Origin of the sequence: Haloactinomyces albus (assembly GCF_031458135.1) — a bacterium.
Classification (GTDB): Bacteria; Actinomycetota; Actinomycetes; order Mycobacteriales; family Pseudonocardiaceae; genus Haloactinomyces; species Haloactinomyces albus.
The window spans coordinates 2,170,833-2,186,476 of sequence record NZ_JAVDXW010000001.1 but is presented as its reverse complement, the minus strand read 5'-3'; the positions used below and the strand labels follow the sequence as shown (position 1 = coordinate 2,186,476).

The window sequence follows — 15,644 nt, the reverse complement described above, 5'->3', positions numbered from 1 at the left end:
TGCTTCGTCCTCAGCGGGTGCCGTTCGCGGGAACGCCCTGCATGGTCGGGGCGGACTCGGTCGGTGCAGGCTCCGTCCCCACGGTCACCTCCCCCTTGATGCTGCCGGTGATCGGCGCGAGGCCGCCGTCGTCCGGAAGTTGTGCACCGACCTTGCAGTTCACCTTCCGCGATCCGGCGTCCCAGCTCGCCTGCTTCAGATTGTCCCAGGACACCGTCAGTCCCTTGTCCTCGGCGGCGGTCTTGCTGCCCGCGTACTGCGCGGTGAGTTCGCTGCAGCGGGTGAACAGGAACGTGTCCTGCTTCTCGATCGACGGATATCCCTCGGGGAACTTCTCACCAAGATCGACGACTCCGGTGATTTCCAGTGAATGCGGCTCCGAGCAGTCCACCGGAGCGGATACCGATGTGCCGTTGATCCCCAGACAGGTACCGATGTCGTGGGTATCGGACTGGTCGAGTGTCTTGACGCTGCCGGAGAACCGGTACAGCTTGCCGGACGGCCCGGGCTGTTGCAGACCACAGCGCAGTGTGCGCTCGCCGTTCCGCCACTCCTGTTTGCTCGGTGTGGAGGCGCCGACTTGGAAGCGCCCGTTCGGGTCGAAGTTTCCGCCCAGGTACTGGTTCGCGACCTCGGTGCACCGCTGCTTCTTGAGCTGCGCCCACTTCTCGACGCTGGGGAACGGTGCCCGGTCACCGAACTGTCCGCGCAGGTCGGAGGTGCCCGTCGCCTCGAACAGATGCGGTTCGGCGCAGGTGACCTCGCGGATATCGCCCGCGTCGGGTGCGGTCCAGTTCAGGCAGGTGCCTGCCGTGACTTCGAGTTCCGGCGGTCGAGTCGGTGCGGCTTTTTGCTCGTCGCCGGCGCTCGCGCCTGCTCTCGAAGCCGTGCCTGCTCCCGAGCCCGTCTCCGAAGCCGTGCTCGTGCCGCGAGCGCTGCTCCCCGAGTTCGGCCAGTGGAGCACCGCGCTGATCACGAGAACCAGCAGCCCACCGAGAGCGGCCGAGATCATCACGAGCCGGGTGTCGAGTTTCCGTCGGTTCCTGCCGGATCGGGTACCCGTGGGTGGAGACTCGGGGGGCGGATCAGGGGACTCGGCCATCACTCTTCCATGCTGCCTAAATGCCGTACGCGGTGCTTCCTGCGGTCACCATTCGGTGTCTGTGACGCATCCCGACGAACCCTGGCGATCGACACGCGGGTGTGCCGTGGTGCACGCCGCAGGCGAACACTACCCCGGCCGGTTCCGGGGAGGGCGTGGCGAGCTAGGCTGACCAGCTGTGATCGACCTGAAGACGCTCCGCGAGGATCCGGAAGCCGTGCGCGCTTCGCAGCGTGCGAGGGGAGAGGACGCGTCCCTGGTGGACGCGCTGCTGTCCGCCGACGAGCGGCGCCGTTCGGCGGTCTCTCGGGCGGACACGCTGCGTGCCGAGCAGAAGCAGCTCGGCAAGCAGGTCGGCAAGGCTTCCGGGGAGGAACGCGACACGCTGCTGGCGCAGGGCAAGGACCTCGCCGCGCAGGTCAAGGACGCCGAGGCGGAACAGGCCGAGGCCGACGAGACCCTGCAGCAGGCACAGCGCAAGGTTTCCAACGTGGTGGAGCCCGAGACTCCCGCAGGCGGGGAGGACGATTATGTCGTGCACAAGCACGTCGGTACGCCCCCCGAGTTCGACTTCGAGATCTCCGACCACCTGGAGTTGGGGACCGCACTGGGGGCGCTGGACACCGAGCGTGGCGCGAAGGTCTCCGGAGCTCGCTTCTACTTTCTCACCGGCGTCGGGGCCCAGCTCGAGCTGGCACTGCTGAACATGGCGGTGGCCCAGGCCACCGCAGCGGGGTTCACGCTGGTGGTGCCGCCGGTGCTGGTACGTCCGGAGATCATGGAGGGCACCGGGTTCCTCGGTGCGCACGCCAGTGAGGTGTACCGGCTGGAAGAGGACGATCTGTATCTGGTCGGTACGTCCGAGGCCCCGCTGGCCGGGTACCACTCGGGCGAGATCCTGGACCTGTCCCGGGGTCCGATCCGGTATGCGGGCTGGTCGTCGTGCTTCCGGCGGGAAGCGGGCTCCTACGGCAAGGACACGCGCGGCATCATCCGCGTGCACCAGTTCAACAAGGTGGAGATGTTCGTCTACTGCCGCGAGGAGGACTCCCGCGCCGAGCACGAGCGTCTGTTGGCGTGGGAAGAGGAGATGCTGGCCAAGATCGAGGTACCGTACCGTGTCATCGATGTCGCGGCCGGTGATCTGGGGGCCAGTGCGGCCCGCAAGTTCGACTGCGAAGCCTGGATCCCGACCCAGCAGGCTTACCGGGAACTGACCTCCACCTCGAACTGCACCACGTTCCAGGCGCGGCGGCTGGGCACACGCTACCGGGATGAGGGACGTACCCTGCCCGCCTCGACATTGAACGGCACCCTGGCCACCACTCGCTGGCTCGTCGCGTTGCTGGAGAACCACCAGCAGGCCGATGGTTCGGTTCGGATTCCGGAGGCGCTGCGCCCCTTCATGGGCGGACGTGAGGTGCTGACCCCGTAGACGGGGTTCGGCCGGCTGCTGTTGTCGGGGGCAGTACCCGCGAGAGCGGGGCGTTTCGGAGAACACTCGACGGGGTACGAAGACGAGGACCGGTGTCCGCCCGACAGCCCGCTCTCCGCAGGCAGGGGGGCCGTATGCAGATACGCGCTGCCATATCGAAGGACATCCCCCGCAGAGGGATCGCCCTCGCCACCGCCGTGGCCAGGGCGCTCGAGGCCGCTGTCGGTGGCGGACGCGGTGCCGCGTCCCGGTCCGTTGCCGAACGACGATGGCATGTCGTCACCATCAACCGGCCCGGCGATCAAGTGGCGGTCGGTGGGGTGACACCGCCGGTTCCCGTCCGCGAACTGGGCAGCGCCGTCGAGTGGCAGGTACGGACGGCCCCGGGAGGGAAGGGCACGGAGCTCGCCGTCCGACTCCGATCCGCGCCTCCCACGGGCGCTTCGGCCGTGCTCGCTCGTCTCCGCGGTAGTGACCCTCGCCAGGAGGTGCGCTCCGCGTTGCGGAAGTCGAAACAGTTGCTCGAGACCGGCGACATCCTGCGCGAGAGCCATGCGGTGACCATCGAGCCAACGCTCACGAACCTGCCGCTGCGTGTGGCGGCGGATCGAGCCGGAGGTGAGGGGCGAGGATGAAAGCCTTGTGCTGGAAAGGCGTGAACGAGCTCTCGGTCGATACGGTCCCCGATCCGCAGATCCTCAACGCCCAGGACGCGATCGTGCGCGTCACGATGACCGCGACGTGCGGCTCGGACCTGCACCTCCTCGACGGCTACTTCCCGTTCATGGAGTCGGGTGACGTCCTCGGTCACGAGTTCATCGGCGAGATCGTGGAGACCGGCCCCGAGGTGCGGCGCCACGAGGTGGGGGACCGCGTCGTGGTGTGTACCTTCATCGGGTGCGGCCGTTGCTGGTACTGCGAGCAGCAACTGTTCTCGCTCTGCGACAACGCCAACACCAACCCGGCCATCAGCGAAGCGCTGTGGGGTTTCCCCGCAGGCGGCTGCTTCGGTTTTTCCCTCGTCTTCGGCGGCTTCACGGGCAGCCACGCCGAGTACATCCGCGTGCCGTACGTCGACCACGGCGCCTTTGCCATCCCCGACGGAGTCGACGACGAGAACGCTCTGTTCGCGTCCGACACGGCCCCGACGGGCTGGATGGGTGCCGAGCTCGGCGGTGTGCAGCCGGGGGATGTCGTTGCGGTGTGGGGATGTGGCGCGGTGGGGCAGATGGCGGCGAGAGCGGCGTTCCTCCTCGGTGCCGAGCGCGTCATCGCCATCGACCGGTATCCCGACCGGCTGGCGATGACCAAGCGGCATGCGGGTGCCGAGGTGCTCAACTACGAGCAGACCGACGTTCCCGGCGAGCTCCACGAGATGACCGGTGGCCGTGGTGCGGACGTGTGCATCGAAGCCGTGGGCAGCGAAGCGCACGGCACCGGGTTGACGAACATCCACGACCAGGTGAAGCACAAGCTGCGCCTGCAGACCGATCGGCCGACCGCCGTTCGGCAGGCGATCTACAGTTGCCGCAAGGGCGGTAGCGTCTTCGTGCTCGGCGTCTTCGGCGGCTTCGTCGACAAGTTCCCCCTCGGCGCGGTGTACATGAAGGGCCTCACCTTCCGCGCCGCTCCGCAGCACGGCCAGCGCTACATCCCGATGCTGCTGGATCGCATGGCCATCGGTGAACTGCAGACCGCGCACTACGCCACCCACGTACTCCCACTCGATCAAGGGCCGCAGGCCTACCAGATGTTCAAGAACAAGTCCGATGGCTGCGTCCGGGTGGCCTTCCGCCCCTAGGCAGGAGCGCGGCTGTGTACCCGATCGGCGACACCCTTCTCGAGGGTGACGCGGACGCAGGCGGCGGCGAACCGCGCGAGGTCGCCGCCGTCGACGAGCTCGGCCAGTTGCTCCGGCTTGGCCTGCAGGCCGACCTTCTCGGCGCCGCGCAGGGCCTTCTTGTCGAAGTACGGGCGCAGCTCGGGCCACACGGCCTGCGCCTCGCGGCAGAAGATGTCCGCGCCGACGGGCCCCAGTTTGGGCACCTGGGTGAGGCCGTTGCAGATGGCGCCGACATCACCGTTCGCCTGCTTGCGGAGTCTGCGGAGATCGCCCCGGTACCGGTCGAGGAGCAGGTCGGCGCCCTGCCCCAGAGCCGTCGCCGTGCTCTCGTCGTAGCGCACGTAGTGTCCACGTCCGAGCGCGTCGACCCGTTGTTGCCAGCTTGCCTCGCGCATCCGTTCCGGCGTACCGAAGTCGGCGAGTTCCCTGGCCGCCGCCACCGCGATCTCGGCCTTGATCCGGGCGGATTGCAGCACCGACAGCACCAGCAACCGATACAGCGGAGCGGGTTTGTCGGCCAGGGTGATCCCGGCCTGGGCCGCGTAGGTGGTGCCCGCCTCGTCGAGCAGTGAGCGGGCAAGCGACTCCTGTGCCATGGCAGCGCCCTTCCCGTACCGGGGCTTCCCGTGCCGGTGATTCCGCACCGGGAGTTCCCCGTGCCGCACCGTTCCCATGGTGGGTTTACCCGGCAGTGCGGGCAGGCACACGCAAGTCATACCTCTTTCAGGCCGGGCAGCACCTCGGCGGCGATCTCCTCGATGATGGATTCCTGCCCGGCGTAGGGCTGTTCCGGCCTGGGCCAGTGGGTGATGACATCGGTGAAGCCGAGTTCGCCCGCGCGTCCGAGCACGTCGCGGAAGTGCTCGACACTGGACAGCGAGTACCGCGGTGCCGCGTCGGCGGAGAGGTACCGCGGTGACCGGGCGGGTGTGCGGCCCTCGGCGGTCAGCGCTTCGGAGTATCGCTCGGAGGCTTCTCGGACCGAACGCCACCACTGCTCGGTGTCCTCGCCTGCTCGGCTCTCGGGGCTGCCGTTGGTGACCCATCCCTGGCCGAATCGTGCGGCCAACCGCATGGAGCGTGGGCCGTTGGCGGCGACGATGAACGGCATCCGCGGTGTCTGTACGCAGCCCGGTGCCCGCCGCGCCTCGGCCGCCGAGTAGTACTCGCCGTCGTAGGTGGTGCTGTCCTGCTTGAGGATGGTGTCGAGGAGTTCGACGAACTCGCCGAACCGGTCGACCCGTCTGCTGTCCGGCAGTGCCTCCTGACCGAGCACCGTGGCATCGAATCCGGCGCTGCCCGCGCCGACACCGAGCAGGAAGCGCCCGTCGGAGATGTCGTCGAGTGCGGTGAGTTCGCGGGCGAAATGCACGGGATGTCGGAAGTTCGGGGAGGCGACGAGCGTGCCGAGCTTGATGCGTGAGGTCACGGTCGCCGCGGCCGTCAGCGTGGGTACGGCGTCGAACCACGTCCTGTCCACCAGCGATCTCCACCCCAGGTGGTCATAGGTCCAGGCATGGTCGAACCCGTATTCCTCGGCCATTCGCCACAGCGGTTCCGCAGCCCACCAGCGGTGTTCGGGCAAAATCACGATCCCAACGCGCACGCCCGTGACCGTATACGTCCAGCCGCGTGCGCTACGAGAGGTTCGCCATATCGGACGGGTTGCACGTCGACGTGGTGTGAATCGCTCCCCGCGAACGTTGTGCGGCAGGCACGATGGTGGGGTGCGCAAACCTGGCCTGGTGGCATCGGATGTGGACGGGACACTGCTGGACCCGTGGGAGCGGGTGAGCTCGCGTACCGCGCGGACCGTGCAGCGGGTCGTGGCCTCCGGGACGCCGTTCGTACTGGTCACGGGAAGACCGCCACGGTGGGTACCGCAGATCGTGGACGGACTCGGATTGCCCGGACTCGATGCGGAGGAGACCGATGCGGAGGAGCCCGATGCGGAGGAGCCCGATGCGGGCCACCTCGATCCGGACGGATTCGGCCGGGACGGGACAAGTCCGGAGAGGCCGGAGAGGCCGGCAGCGGATGCTTCTCACGGGTTGGAGGCGGCGGGACGGCGCCTTGCCGGTCTGGCCGTCTGCGCCAACGGCGCGGTCGTCTACGACACGGCTCGTGACGTGGTGCTGCGTACCAGTGGCATCGGCCCCGTTCTGCTGCACGACGTCACCCGGGAACTGCGCGAGGCCATTCCGGGGTGCTCGTTCGCGGTGGAGCGGTCCACGCACGGTGCCCGCGACCGTCTCGACGAGCAGTTTCTCGCCGAGGAAGAATTCGTGGGGATCTGGTCCAATGCCGACCTGCGTGTGGTCCCTGCCGATGAATTGGTCGGCAAGCCCGCCGCGAAACTGCTGGTGTTGCACGATCGGTTGACCAGTGGCGAGATGGCCGCTGCCGCTGCCGAGGTCGTGGGGACACAGCTGCAGGTGACGTACTCGACCGGTGCGGGGCTGCTCGAACTCTCGGCGTCGGGAGTGGACAAGGCTTCGGGGCTGGCTTCGATCGCCGAGGAATTCGGCGTCGACCGATCCGATGTTCTCGCGTTCGGCGACATGCCCAACGACGTCGCGATGCTCGACTGGGCCGGGCACGGCGTGGCAGTGCACAATGCGCACCCCGATGCGCTGGAGATCGCCGACGAGGTGACGGCGGCCAATAGCGCCGACGGAGTGGCTCAGGTCCTCGAACGCTGGTGGTGATCCCCCGGCAGGAGCGCGGTGTCTCTGTCCTCCCGTTCCGGTGCCTCCCTCGGCAAATCCCGCATCGCAGCCACGCCCGTGATAGGGAAGGTCCTGTGGCCCGCGTTCCGTTCACCGAGCCTGTCGTTGCGGGGAGATCATGGTGCTCGAGCTGCTGACTTCGCCGTGGCCGCTGGGCTGGAGCGTGGCCGTGTTCCTCGTGGCCGCCGCCATAACGGTTCTGGGCAGTGTGCGCATGACCGGCATCGGGGACACGCTGGCCGATCGGACCGGCTGGGGCGAGGCGCTGTTCGGCGCGGTGTTCTTCGGCTTGGCGACCTCGTTGTCCGGCATCGTCATGACCGGGGTCAGTGCCGCCGGGGGCCAGGCCGGGCTGGCCTACAGCAACGCCATCGGCGGGATCGCCGCTCAGACCCTCGCGATCGCGGTGGCCGACTTCGCCCACCGGCGCTCCAATCTGGAGCACGCGGCCGCCTCGCTGTCGAACCTTTCGTTCGGCACCCTGCTCATCGGGCTGCTGTCCATGGCCTTGCTGGCGGCCTTCAGTCCCGATTACACCTTCTGGGCCGTGCACCCCGCCTCGTTGGTCCTGGTGGCCTTCTACCTGGGTGGTTTGAAACTCATTCAGGAGCAGGGCGAAAAACCCATGTGGCGGGCCGTCCGGACCAGGGAGACCCTGCCCGATGAACCCGATGAGTCCGGTGAGCAGGACCGTTTCGCGGGAGTGAGCAGCGCGAAACTGTGGGGGCAGTTCATCGTGGTCGGCGGTGTGGTCGCCGTCGGCGGTGCGGTCATCGCCCATGCCGCCGAGAGCCTCGTTCTCGCCACGGGACTCAGCGCCGGAATCGTCGGCGCCGTGTTCATGGGTGTCGTCAACGCTCTGCCCGAGACGGTCACGGCCATCGCTGCGGTACGGCGAGGCGCACCCACCCTGGCCATCGCGGCGGTCATCGGCGGCAATTGCCTCGATGTGCTCAACCTCGTCGTCGGCGACATCGCCTACCGTGGTGGGTCTCTCTACCACGCGGCCGATCAGGACCAACTGTTCCTCACCGCCGCCGCTCTGCTCATGACCGCGGTCCTGCTCGGTGGGCTCCTGTTGCGACAAGTACGCGGCTGGTGGCGACTGGGTTTCGAAGGAGTCCTGATCATCGGCGTCTACATCGCCACCGTCGTCACCCTGGCCTTCTGACTCCTGCTCTCCCGGGAACGCGGGCGGAAGCGGAGCCACGCCACGGTGCTCGCGATCAGAAAGCCGATGCCGATGAGGGTGTAGGCATTGCCGACGACCTGCTGGGAGAAGGTCCAGTCGAGTTCCCGATCGTCGCCGTACGGCAGGTACCACTGGGGTCCGATCAGCACCACGACGGCGCAGAAGCCGACCGTGAGCAGCACACCGTGCCTGCGGTGCCGTAGCCCCATCGCGAACAGCAGCGCCAGCGCCGGGCCTGCCCACACCCAGTGGTGCGACCACGAGATCGGCGAGACCAGCAGCCCGAGCACGGCGTTGATCACCAGTGCCAGCGACGTGTTGCCGGAGCGCAGCGCATATCGCATCCCGGCCACGGCCAGGATCAGCAGTACCAGCGACCCGGCGAGCCACAGCGAGTCCAGCATCGCCCCGCTGATTTCCTGCTTGGCCAGCAGACTGCGCAAGGTGAGATTGCCGGTGTAGACGGTGCCGAACGAATCGCCGGTGGACAACATCTTGTCCAGCCACCAGTCGGCCGCATCGTCCGGTGCGGCGAGGAAACCGAGCAGGACGGTGGCCGAGAAGGTCAGCAGCGATATCGATGCCGCGCGCAGGTCCCTGCGCACGAAGAACAGCAGCAGGAACACCAGCGGCGTCAGCTTGATCGCGGCCGCGATCCCCACCAGCAGGCCGCGTGGCCAGCGCACGCGCCCCAGCACGGGCTGCGGCAGCAGGCAATCGGCGGCGACCAATCCCATGAGCACGAGGTTGATCTGGCCGTAGTTGAGGGTTTCGCGCGTGGGCTCGATCAGGGTGAGCCATGGCAGGACCACGGCGGTGGCGAGGGCGACCGACCCCGAGCGCGGTGCGAGATACGACGAACAGCGGGCGAGCGCGTAGGCGGTGACGAACAGGGAAAGATGCGAGCAGATCGCGACCGTGACGATGGCGGCGTCGAGCGACATCCAGGTCAGCGGTACGAACAGCAGCGCGGCGAAGGGCGGGTAGATGAACGGCAGGGTGCCGACGTCCGGGCTTTGCACGGGAGTGAGGTCGGAGCCGTAGACCTCCCGGCCGTCGAGCCAGGCCTGGGCGCCGAGCCGATAGATCCCGGTGTCGATGTAGCCGCGGGTGTCGATCCAGTGCACGAACCATACGGCGAGGACCTCGGCGGTGATCGCCGCGATCAGCACGATCGGCACGATCGGCACGATGGGCTGAAATCTTCTGCCGCCTACCCCCGGCACTGCCCTGATCACCGTCCCCTGGTACCCCCGGCCGGTCGATGGCGGCCTGCTTCAGTCGCGATGCCGATGCTATCCAAGGGCCGAAGAGCTTCATTCCTGTGGAGTAGCGGCCTTGCCCAGGACGGGTGCGTCATCCGACGAATCGGACAACGTCCACGCGGTTCCAACGTTTCGATTACGAAACGCTACCCTCGCGGCTGTGAGCTTCGCAGGCTATGACCTGATCGTTGTAGGCTCCGGATTTTTCGGCCTGACGATCGCAGAGCGCGCCGCCACCCAGCTCGACAAGCGGGTGCTGGTGCTGGACCGACGTAACCACATCGGCGGCAACGCCTACTCGGAGGCGGAGCCGGAGACCGGGATCGAGGTGCATCGCTACGGTGCCCACTTGTTCCACACCTCCAACAAGCGGGTGTGGGACTACGTCACCCAATTCACCGACTTCACCGACTATCAGCACCGGGTGTTCACCCGGTACCAGGGGCAGATCTACTCCTTCCCGATGAATCTCGGTCTGATCTGCCAGTTCTTCGGGCGGGCGTTCTCCCCGGACGAGGCGAGGGCCTTGGTGGCCGAGCAGGCCGCGGAGATCGACACCGCCGATGCGAAGAACCTGGAAGAAAAGGCGATCTCGCTGATCGGCCGGCCGCTGTACGAGGCGTTCGTGCGGGGTTACACGGCCAAGCAGTGGCAGACCGACCCGAAGGAGCTGCCCGCGGCCAACATCACGCGCCTGCCGGTTCGCTACACCTTCAACAACCGCTACTTCAGCGACACCTACGAGGGCCTGCCGGTCGACGGCTACACCGCCTGGCTGGAACGCATGGCCGAGCACCCGAACATCGAGGTGCAGCTGAGCACCGATTACTTCGACGTGCGCGACGAGCTGCCCACCGGCGTCCCGGTCGTCTACACCGGCCCGCTGGACCAGTACTTCGGTTATTCGGCCGGGGCGCTGGGCTGGCGGACCCTGGACTTCGAAAGCGAGGTCGTCGACACCGGGGACTTCCAGGGCACGTCGGTGATGAACTATGCGGACGAGGACGTTCCCTTCACCCGCATCCACGAGTTCCGGCACTTCCATCCGGAGCGGAACTACCCGAAGGACAAGACCGTTATCTTCCGGGAGTACTCGCGCTTCGCCGAGAGCGGCGACGAGCCGTACTACCCGATCAATACCTCCGAGGACCGGGAGAAACTGGACTCCTACCGTGATCTGGCCAAACGCGAGGCCAAGGAACGCAAGGTGCTTTTCGGCGGACGGCTGGGTACCTACAAGTACCTGGACATGCACATGGCGATCGGTTCGGCGCTGAGCATGTTCGACAACAAAATCGCCCCCTACTTCACCGAGGGCCGTTCCCTGGACGGCTCGATGGAGGACTGACGTGGCCGACCGGATCCCCGCCGGCGAGCACAACCCACAGGTAACCCTCGAGACCATCGCCGTGCGCAAGGTGCAGAGTGTGCTGGCCCGGCCATCCGTGGTCACCACCGCGCAGGCGATGTCGAAGTTCGGCGACCACGCCATCGGATGGCTGGCCGTCGGTGCGGTGGGAGCCGTGGCCGACCGCACACGGCGTGGTGAGTGGATCGCCGCGACGGCAGGCGTGGCGGTCGCACACGGGGTGTCGATCGCGGTCAAACGCACGGTGCGGCGCAGGCGCCCGCTCGATCCGCGGATCGAGGTGCTGGTGGACACACCGAGCACGTTGAGTTTCCCGTCGTCGCACTCGACGTCCACAACGGCGGCGGCGGTGCTGTACGGGGGACTCGCCCGGGGCGTCACGGGCAGGAGTCTGGCCTCGGTGCTGGTGCCGCCGATGATGGTCAGCCGCCTTGCCCTGGGAGTGCATTACCCGAGCGACGTGGTCGTGGGGGCGACGCTCGGCGGTGCCGTGGCACTGGGAGTGCGCCGCCACCTGAAACGGTGGAGGAGCCGTGTCTGACAAGAACGAGACCGGTGCGGGCGTGAGCGAACACCCGGGCACCGAAGAGGGAGCTGCGCTCCCGGCCCGGAACGGGGCCACGGCGAAGGAGACTCTCCGGACGGAGCCCGCCCGGCTGGACGAGGACGAGGACGGCATCGTCGCAGCCGAGGAGGAGCCCACTGCTCCGGAGACGCCGAGGTCCGAGGCGGTTTCCCAAGCGGGCACGGTCGGTGGTCTGGTCAAGGGGCTGGTTCGGGAGGCTCGGCCGAAGCAGTGGGTGAAGAACGTCCTCGTGCTCGCGGCCGTGTTCACGGCGGGCCAGATCGGCAATCCCGGCGTTCTGCTGTACAGCGCGATCGCGTTCGTCGTGTTCTCGATGGCGGCTTCCGGGATCTACTTCGTCAACGATGCCAAGGACGTCGAGTCGGATCGGGCACATCCGACGAAGTGCAAGCGTCCGATTGCGGCGGGCCTGGTGCCGCTGCCGGTGGCCTATGCCGTCGCTGCGGTACTGCTGGTCGGCTCGATCGTGATTTCGGCTCTGGCCAGTACGCCGCTGGCCATCGTGATGTTCGTGTACGTGGCGGTGCAGCTCGGCTACTGCTTCGGCCTCAAACACCAACCCGTGATCGACCTGTGCATCGTGTCGTCCGGTTTTCTGCTGCGTGCGGTGGCCGGTGGTGCGGCCGCCCAGCTCTACATATCGCAGTGGTTCCTGCTGGTGACGGCCTTCGGTTCGCTGTTCATGGTGGCGGGCAAACGCTATGCCGAGATCATCCTGGCGCAGAACACGGGCGCGAAGATCCGCAAGTCGCTGGAGGCCTACTCGCCGTCCTACTTGAGGTTCGTGTGGGCGATCTCGGCCGCCATCGTGATCATGACCTACTCGCTGTGGGCATTCGAAATCCGCGAGACGGTCTCGTCGATCTGGAGCACTGTGTCGATCGTGCCGATGGTGATCGCGATCCTGCGGTATGCGGTCGATGTCGACAAGGGCGGCGCGGGCGAGCCGGAGGAGGTCGTGCTCAAGGACAAGATCCTCATCGTCCTCGGTGCCGCACTCGTCTGCTGCCTTTTGCTGGCTTTCTATCTGTAGCGGGTTGTTTGCGGCTGCTCTGTCCGGTCGTGGCGAAATCAGTCGTCGGCGACGGCCAGGGCGCGGCCGCCGGTCAACCGGACCAGTTCCTCGTGAGTGGTGGGAAAGACGGTGCGGGGTGTTCCGCCCGCCGCCCAGACCTGTGGGTACTCCGCCAGTGCCGTGTCGACCACGGTCGGCAGAGGGGCAGGATGGCCGACGGGAGCGACGCCGCCGATGGCTTGCCCGGTGGCTTCCCGCACCTGCTCGGGAGTGGCACGTTCCAGTGGCTGCCAGGACAGCTGCGCCGCGACTCCGGCGGTGTCGACGCGGTGACGCCCGCTGGCCAGCACCAGGATCGGTTCTCCGCCGGAGAGGAAGACGAGGCTGCCGGCGATGGCTCCGACTTCGCAGCCCAGTGCGGAGGCGGCATCGGCTGCCGTGCGTGTCGAGTCCGGCATCTGGCGGATCTCGCCGGCGATGCTCGCCTCGGCCAGGACCCGAGCCACCTGCCTGCTCCGTTCCGGAAGCGCCATATCAGCATCAGCGTCCACGCGTGGCCTCCTCGTCGTTCTCATCGCCGATGACGACCCTGCCAGACGAGGGGATCGCTTCGCGGCGAGGTGATTATGGCCCGCTGGTATGCCCTGCTTCACAGAGGCCCGCTACCGGGACTGCTCGGGCGAGTGCCGGTTGTTGTCGGTACCGGAAAACGAGGGCAGTCCCCTGGTGGACAGCCCCCGGGGACACCCCCCAGAGGAGCACGCCGACCCTCTGGTAGAGTGTGTACATCGCCGGGACAACCTCGACGGACCCGCTCGCGGGAGGGGGCCGATTGAAGGTCTCCGCTGGAGAGGTACACTGGCGTCGGAAGCTTCGAGCGAGCTTCACAGTAGTGTTTCGCAGGTACGCTGTTGAGTAGCCCTGTAGGGTCCGCTTGACGACGGATGCGGAGCAGCGCTACGATTTCAAGTGAAAACAAGCCTTGGTGGCGGCGCTCCATGAGATGACTTCGAGCGAGGAAATCGCGTGGAAGCCGCTGCGGCCCGAGCGTGATTGCACGCAACCGGGTTGCCGCTGGGCCGATTTGGCATCAGCAGCAAGCATTGTTATCCTGGGAACGAGGGATTTCAGCCGCTGACACAGCGGTGACCCCCCCTCCTTGGATGGCTCGGAAGAGCACTGATAACATTATCTCTGCGGGTTTGGAACCCAGGGACTGCCATTGGGCCTGGTAAGATAATTTCAGGTTTTGATGACGGTTCATCGGGACACACCTGCGAGGAAGTCTCGTACCTTGAGAACTCAACAGCGTGCCTAGTCAGTGTCAGCGTTTATTCGCATCGACGCTGTAGTGCGGGCGCGGCCGAGTGCGATGCACCGGCCCGCCAACGATCCGCATTAGCGGATCTTCATAGGATCATTGATGGAGAGCTTGATCCTGGCTCAGGACGAACGCTGGCGGCGTGCTTAACACATGCAAGTCGAGCGAGGCGTCTCTCCTCCGGGAGAGATAGTCGAGCGGCGGACGGGTGAGTAACACGTGAGCAACCTGCCTATGGCTCTGGGATAACCTCGGGAAACCGGGGCTAATACCGGATACGCGTCGGCCGGGGCATCCCGACCGGCGGAAAGGTTCTCCACCGTGAGGTGGGGTTCCGGCCAGAGATGGGCTCGCGGCCTATCAGCTTGTTGGTGAGGTAATGGCTCACCAAGGCGATAACGGGTAGCCGGCCTGAGAGGGTGATCGGCCACACTGGGACTGAGACACGGCCCAGACTCCTACGGGAGGCTGCAGTGAGGAATCTTGCGCAATGGGCGAAAGCCTGACGCAGCAACGCCGCGTGAGGGAGGACGGCCTTCGGGTTGTAAACCTCTTTCAGCCCCGACGAACCTGACGGTAGGGGCAGAAGAAGCGCCGGCTAACTACGTGCCAGCAGCCGCGGTAATACGTAGGGCGCAAGCGTTGTCCGGATTTACTGGGCGTAAAGAGCTCGTAGGCGGTTTGTCGCGTCGGTCGTGAAAAATCGCAGCTCAACTGCGAACGTGCGGCCGATACGGGCAGACTAGAGGGCGGTAGAGGCAAGCGGAATTCCTGGTGTAGCGGTGAAATGCGCAGATATCAGGAGGAACACCGACGGCGAAGGCAGCTTGCTGGGCCGTACCTGACGCTGAGGAGCGAAAGCGTGGGGAGCGAACAGGATTAGATACCCTGGTAGTCCACGCCGTAAACATTGGGCGCTAGGTGTGGGGACCGTTCAGGTTTCCGTGCCGTAGCTAACGCATTAAGCGCCCCGCCTGGGGAGTACGGCCGCAAGGCTAAAACTCAAAGGAATTGACGGGGGCCCGCACAAGCGGCGGAGCATGTGGATTAATTCGATGCAACGCGAAGAACCTTACCTGGGTTTGACATGCCCGGATCGCCATGGAGACATGGCTTCCCTTCGGGGCCGGTGCACAGGTGGTGCATGGCTGTCGTCAGCTCGTGTCGTGAGATGTTGGGTTAAGTCCTGCAACGAGCGCAACCCTTATCCCGTGTTGCCAGCAATTCGGTTGGGGACTCGCGGGAGACTGCCGGGGAAACTCGGAGGAAGGTGGGGACGACGTCAAGTCATCATGCCCCTTATGCCCAGGGCTTCACACATGCTACAATGGCCGGTACAGAGGGCAGCAAAGCCGCAAGGTGAAGCGAATCCCTCAAAGCCGGTCTCAGTTCGGATCGAGGTCTGCAACTCGACCTCGTGAAGTCGGAGTCGCTAGTAATCGCAGATCAGCAATGCTGCGGTGAATACGTTCCCGGGCCTTGTACACACTGCCCGTCACGTCACGAAAGTCGGTAACGCCCGAAGCTCACGGCCCAACCGCACATTGTGCGGAGGGAGTGGTCGAAGGTGGGACCGGCGATTGGGACGAAGTCGTAACAAGGTAGCCGTACCGGAAGGTGCGGCTGGATCACCTCCTTTCTAAGGAGCATTGCTCTAAAGAATTATTGTGATCGATGCGGAACTTCACGGGTGCGAACCCGTTGTAGTCGTTGATACTGACCGGCGCTGCTATCAGGTGGCGCCGGGCACGCTGTTGGGCTCCCAGGGTGCGAGCCACGAAGCAGAG

General features: G+C 66.2%; 13 protein-coding genes and 1 rRNA gene. 9 read left to right on the top strand and 5 right to left on the bottom strand.

Features of this window, described 5'->3' with window-relative positions; all coding sequences use genetic code 11:
- Nucleotides 1-10 precede the first annotated feature (10 nt).
- Nucleotides 11-1,102 (bottom strand): septum formation family protein, encoded by a 1,092-nt coding sequence (locus JOF55_RS10310; protein WP_310272949.1) that lies wholly within the window; start codon nucleotides 1,100-1,102, stop codon nucleotides 11-13.
- Nucleotides 1,103-1,280: 178 nt separating this feature from the next.
- On the opposite strand from JOF55_RS10310, the gene serS reads away from it, so the two are divergent.
- From serS to JOF55_RS10295, 3 genes are all read left to right on the top strand, one after another.
- Nucleotides 1,281-2,537, top strand: coding sequence for a serine--tRNA ligase (gene serS, locus JOF55_RS10305; protein WP_310272947.1), 1,257 nt, complete (start codon nucleotides 1,281-1,283; stop codon nucleotides 2,535-2,537).
- A 134-nt stretch (nucleotides 2,538-2,671) separates the two neighbouring features.
- The gene (locus JOF55_RS10300; RefSeq protein WP_310272945.1) at nucleotides 2,672-3,172 is read left to right on the top strand and encodes a hypothetical protein; all 501 of its coding nucleotides are present in this window, start codon (nucleotides 2,672-2,674) and stop codon (nucleotides 3,170-3,172) included.
- Entirely contained in the window at nucleotides 3,169-4,338 is a 1,170-nt protein-coding gene (locus JOF55_RS10295; RefSeq protein WP_374727263.1) for a zinc-dependent alcohol dehydrogenase, read from the top strand. The genes JOF55_RS10300 and JOF55_RS10295 overlap by 4 nt, the downstream gene beginning before the upstream one ends.
- Here the strand turns inward: JOF55_RS10295 and JOF55_RS10290 are convergent.
- On the bottom strand, nucleotides 4,335-4,976 hold the full coding sequence (locus tag JOF55_RS10290) for an endonuclease (protein WP_310272941.1): 642 nt from the start codon (nucleotides 4,974-4,976) through the stop codon (nucleotides 4,335-4,337). The two genes, JOF55_RS10295 and JOF55_RS10290, sit on opposite strands and share 4 nt — an antisense overlap.
- 116 nt (nucleotides 4,977-5,092) lie before the next feature.
- Nucleotides 5,093-5,986, bottom strand: coding sequence for an LLM class flavin-dependent oxidoreductase (locus JOF55_RS10285; protein WP_310272938.1), 894 nt, complete (start codon nucleotides 5,984-5,986; stop codon nucleotides 5,093-5,095).
- A 121-nt stretch (nucleotides 5,987-6,107) separates the two neighbouring features.
- Between JOF55_RS10285 and JOF55_RS10280 the strand changes: the two genes are divergently transcribed.
- Together JOF55_RS10280 and JOF55_RS10275 are read left to right on the top strand one after the other, a co-directional pair.
- Entirely contained in the window at nucleotides 6,108-7,088 is a 981-nt protein-coding gene (locus JOF55_RS10280) for an HAD family hydrolase (protein ID WP_310272936.1), read from the top strand.
- Between the two features lie 139 nt (nucleotides 7,089-7,227).
- A complete protein-coding gene (locus JOF55_RS10275; protein ID WP_310272934.1) occupies nucleotides 7,228-8,280 on the top strand; it encodes a sodium:calcium antiporter in 1,053 nt (350 codons plus the stop codon).
- On the opposite strand, the gene JOF55_RS10270 is transcribed toward JOF55_RS10275, so the two are convergent.
- Nucleotides 8,247-9,482: a glycosyltransferase 87 family protein gene (locus JOF55_RS10270; protein ID WP_310272932.1), complete on the bottom strand. Its 1,236-nt coding sequence runs from the start codon at nucleotides 9,480-9,482 to the stop codon at nucleotides 8,247-8,249. The two genes, JOF55_RS10275 and JOF55_RS10270, sit on opposite strands and share 34 nt — an antisense overlap.
- 244 nt (nucleotides 9,483-9,726) lie before the next feature.
- Here JOF55_RS10270 and glf point away from each other — a divergent pair, with 244 nt between their 5' ends.
- The 3 genes from glf to JOF55_RS10255 are packed head-to-tail and all read left to right on the top strand — an operon-like array spanning nucleotide 9,727 to nucleotide 12,554.
- Complete coding sequence (gene glf / locus JOF55_RS10265; protein ID WP_310272930.1) at nucleotides 9,727-10,914, top strand: UDP-galactopyranose mutase; 1,188 nt, start codon at nucleotides 9,727-9,729, stop codon at nucleotides 10,912-10,914.
- Nucleotide 10,915: 1 nt separating this feature from the next.
- Nucleotides 10,916-11,476: a phosphatase PAP2 family protein gene (locus tag JOF55_RS10260; RefSeq protein WP_310272928.1), complete on the top strand. Its 561-nt coding sequence runs from the start codon at nucleotides 10,916-10,918 to the stop codon at nucleotides 11,474-11,476.
- Nucleotides 11,469-12,554 carry a decaprenyl-phosphate phosphoribosyltransferase gene (locus JOF55_RS10255; protein ID WP_310272926.1) on the top strand — a complete coding sequence of 362 codons (1,086 nt, stop codon included), beginning with the start codon at nucleotides 11,469-11,471 and terminating at the stop codon, nucleotides 12,552-12,554. The genes JOF55_RS10260 and JOF55_RS10255 overlap by 8 nt, the downstream gene beginning before the upstream one ends.
- 38 nt (nucleotides 12,555-12,592) lie before the next feature.
- On the opposite strand, the gene JOF55_RS10250 is transcribed toward JOF55_RS10255, so the two are convergent.
- The gene (locus JOF55_RS10250; protein ID WP_374727441.1) at nucleotides 12,593-13,069 is read right to left on the bottom strand and encodes a YbaK/EbsC family protein; all 477 of its coding nucleotides are present in this window, start codon (nucleotides 13,067-13,069) and stop codon (nucleotides 12,593-12,595) included.
- 887 nt (nucleotides 13,070-13,956) lie between these two features.
- Between JOF55_RS10250 and JOF55_RS10245 the strand changes: the two genes are divergently transcribed.
- A 16S ribosomal RNA gene (locus JOF55_RS10245) occupies nucleotides 13,957-15,496 on the top strand.
- Nucleotides 15,497-15,644 lie beyond the last annotated feature (148 nt).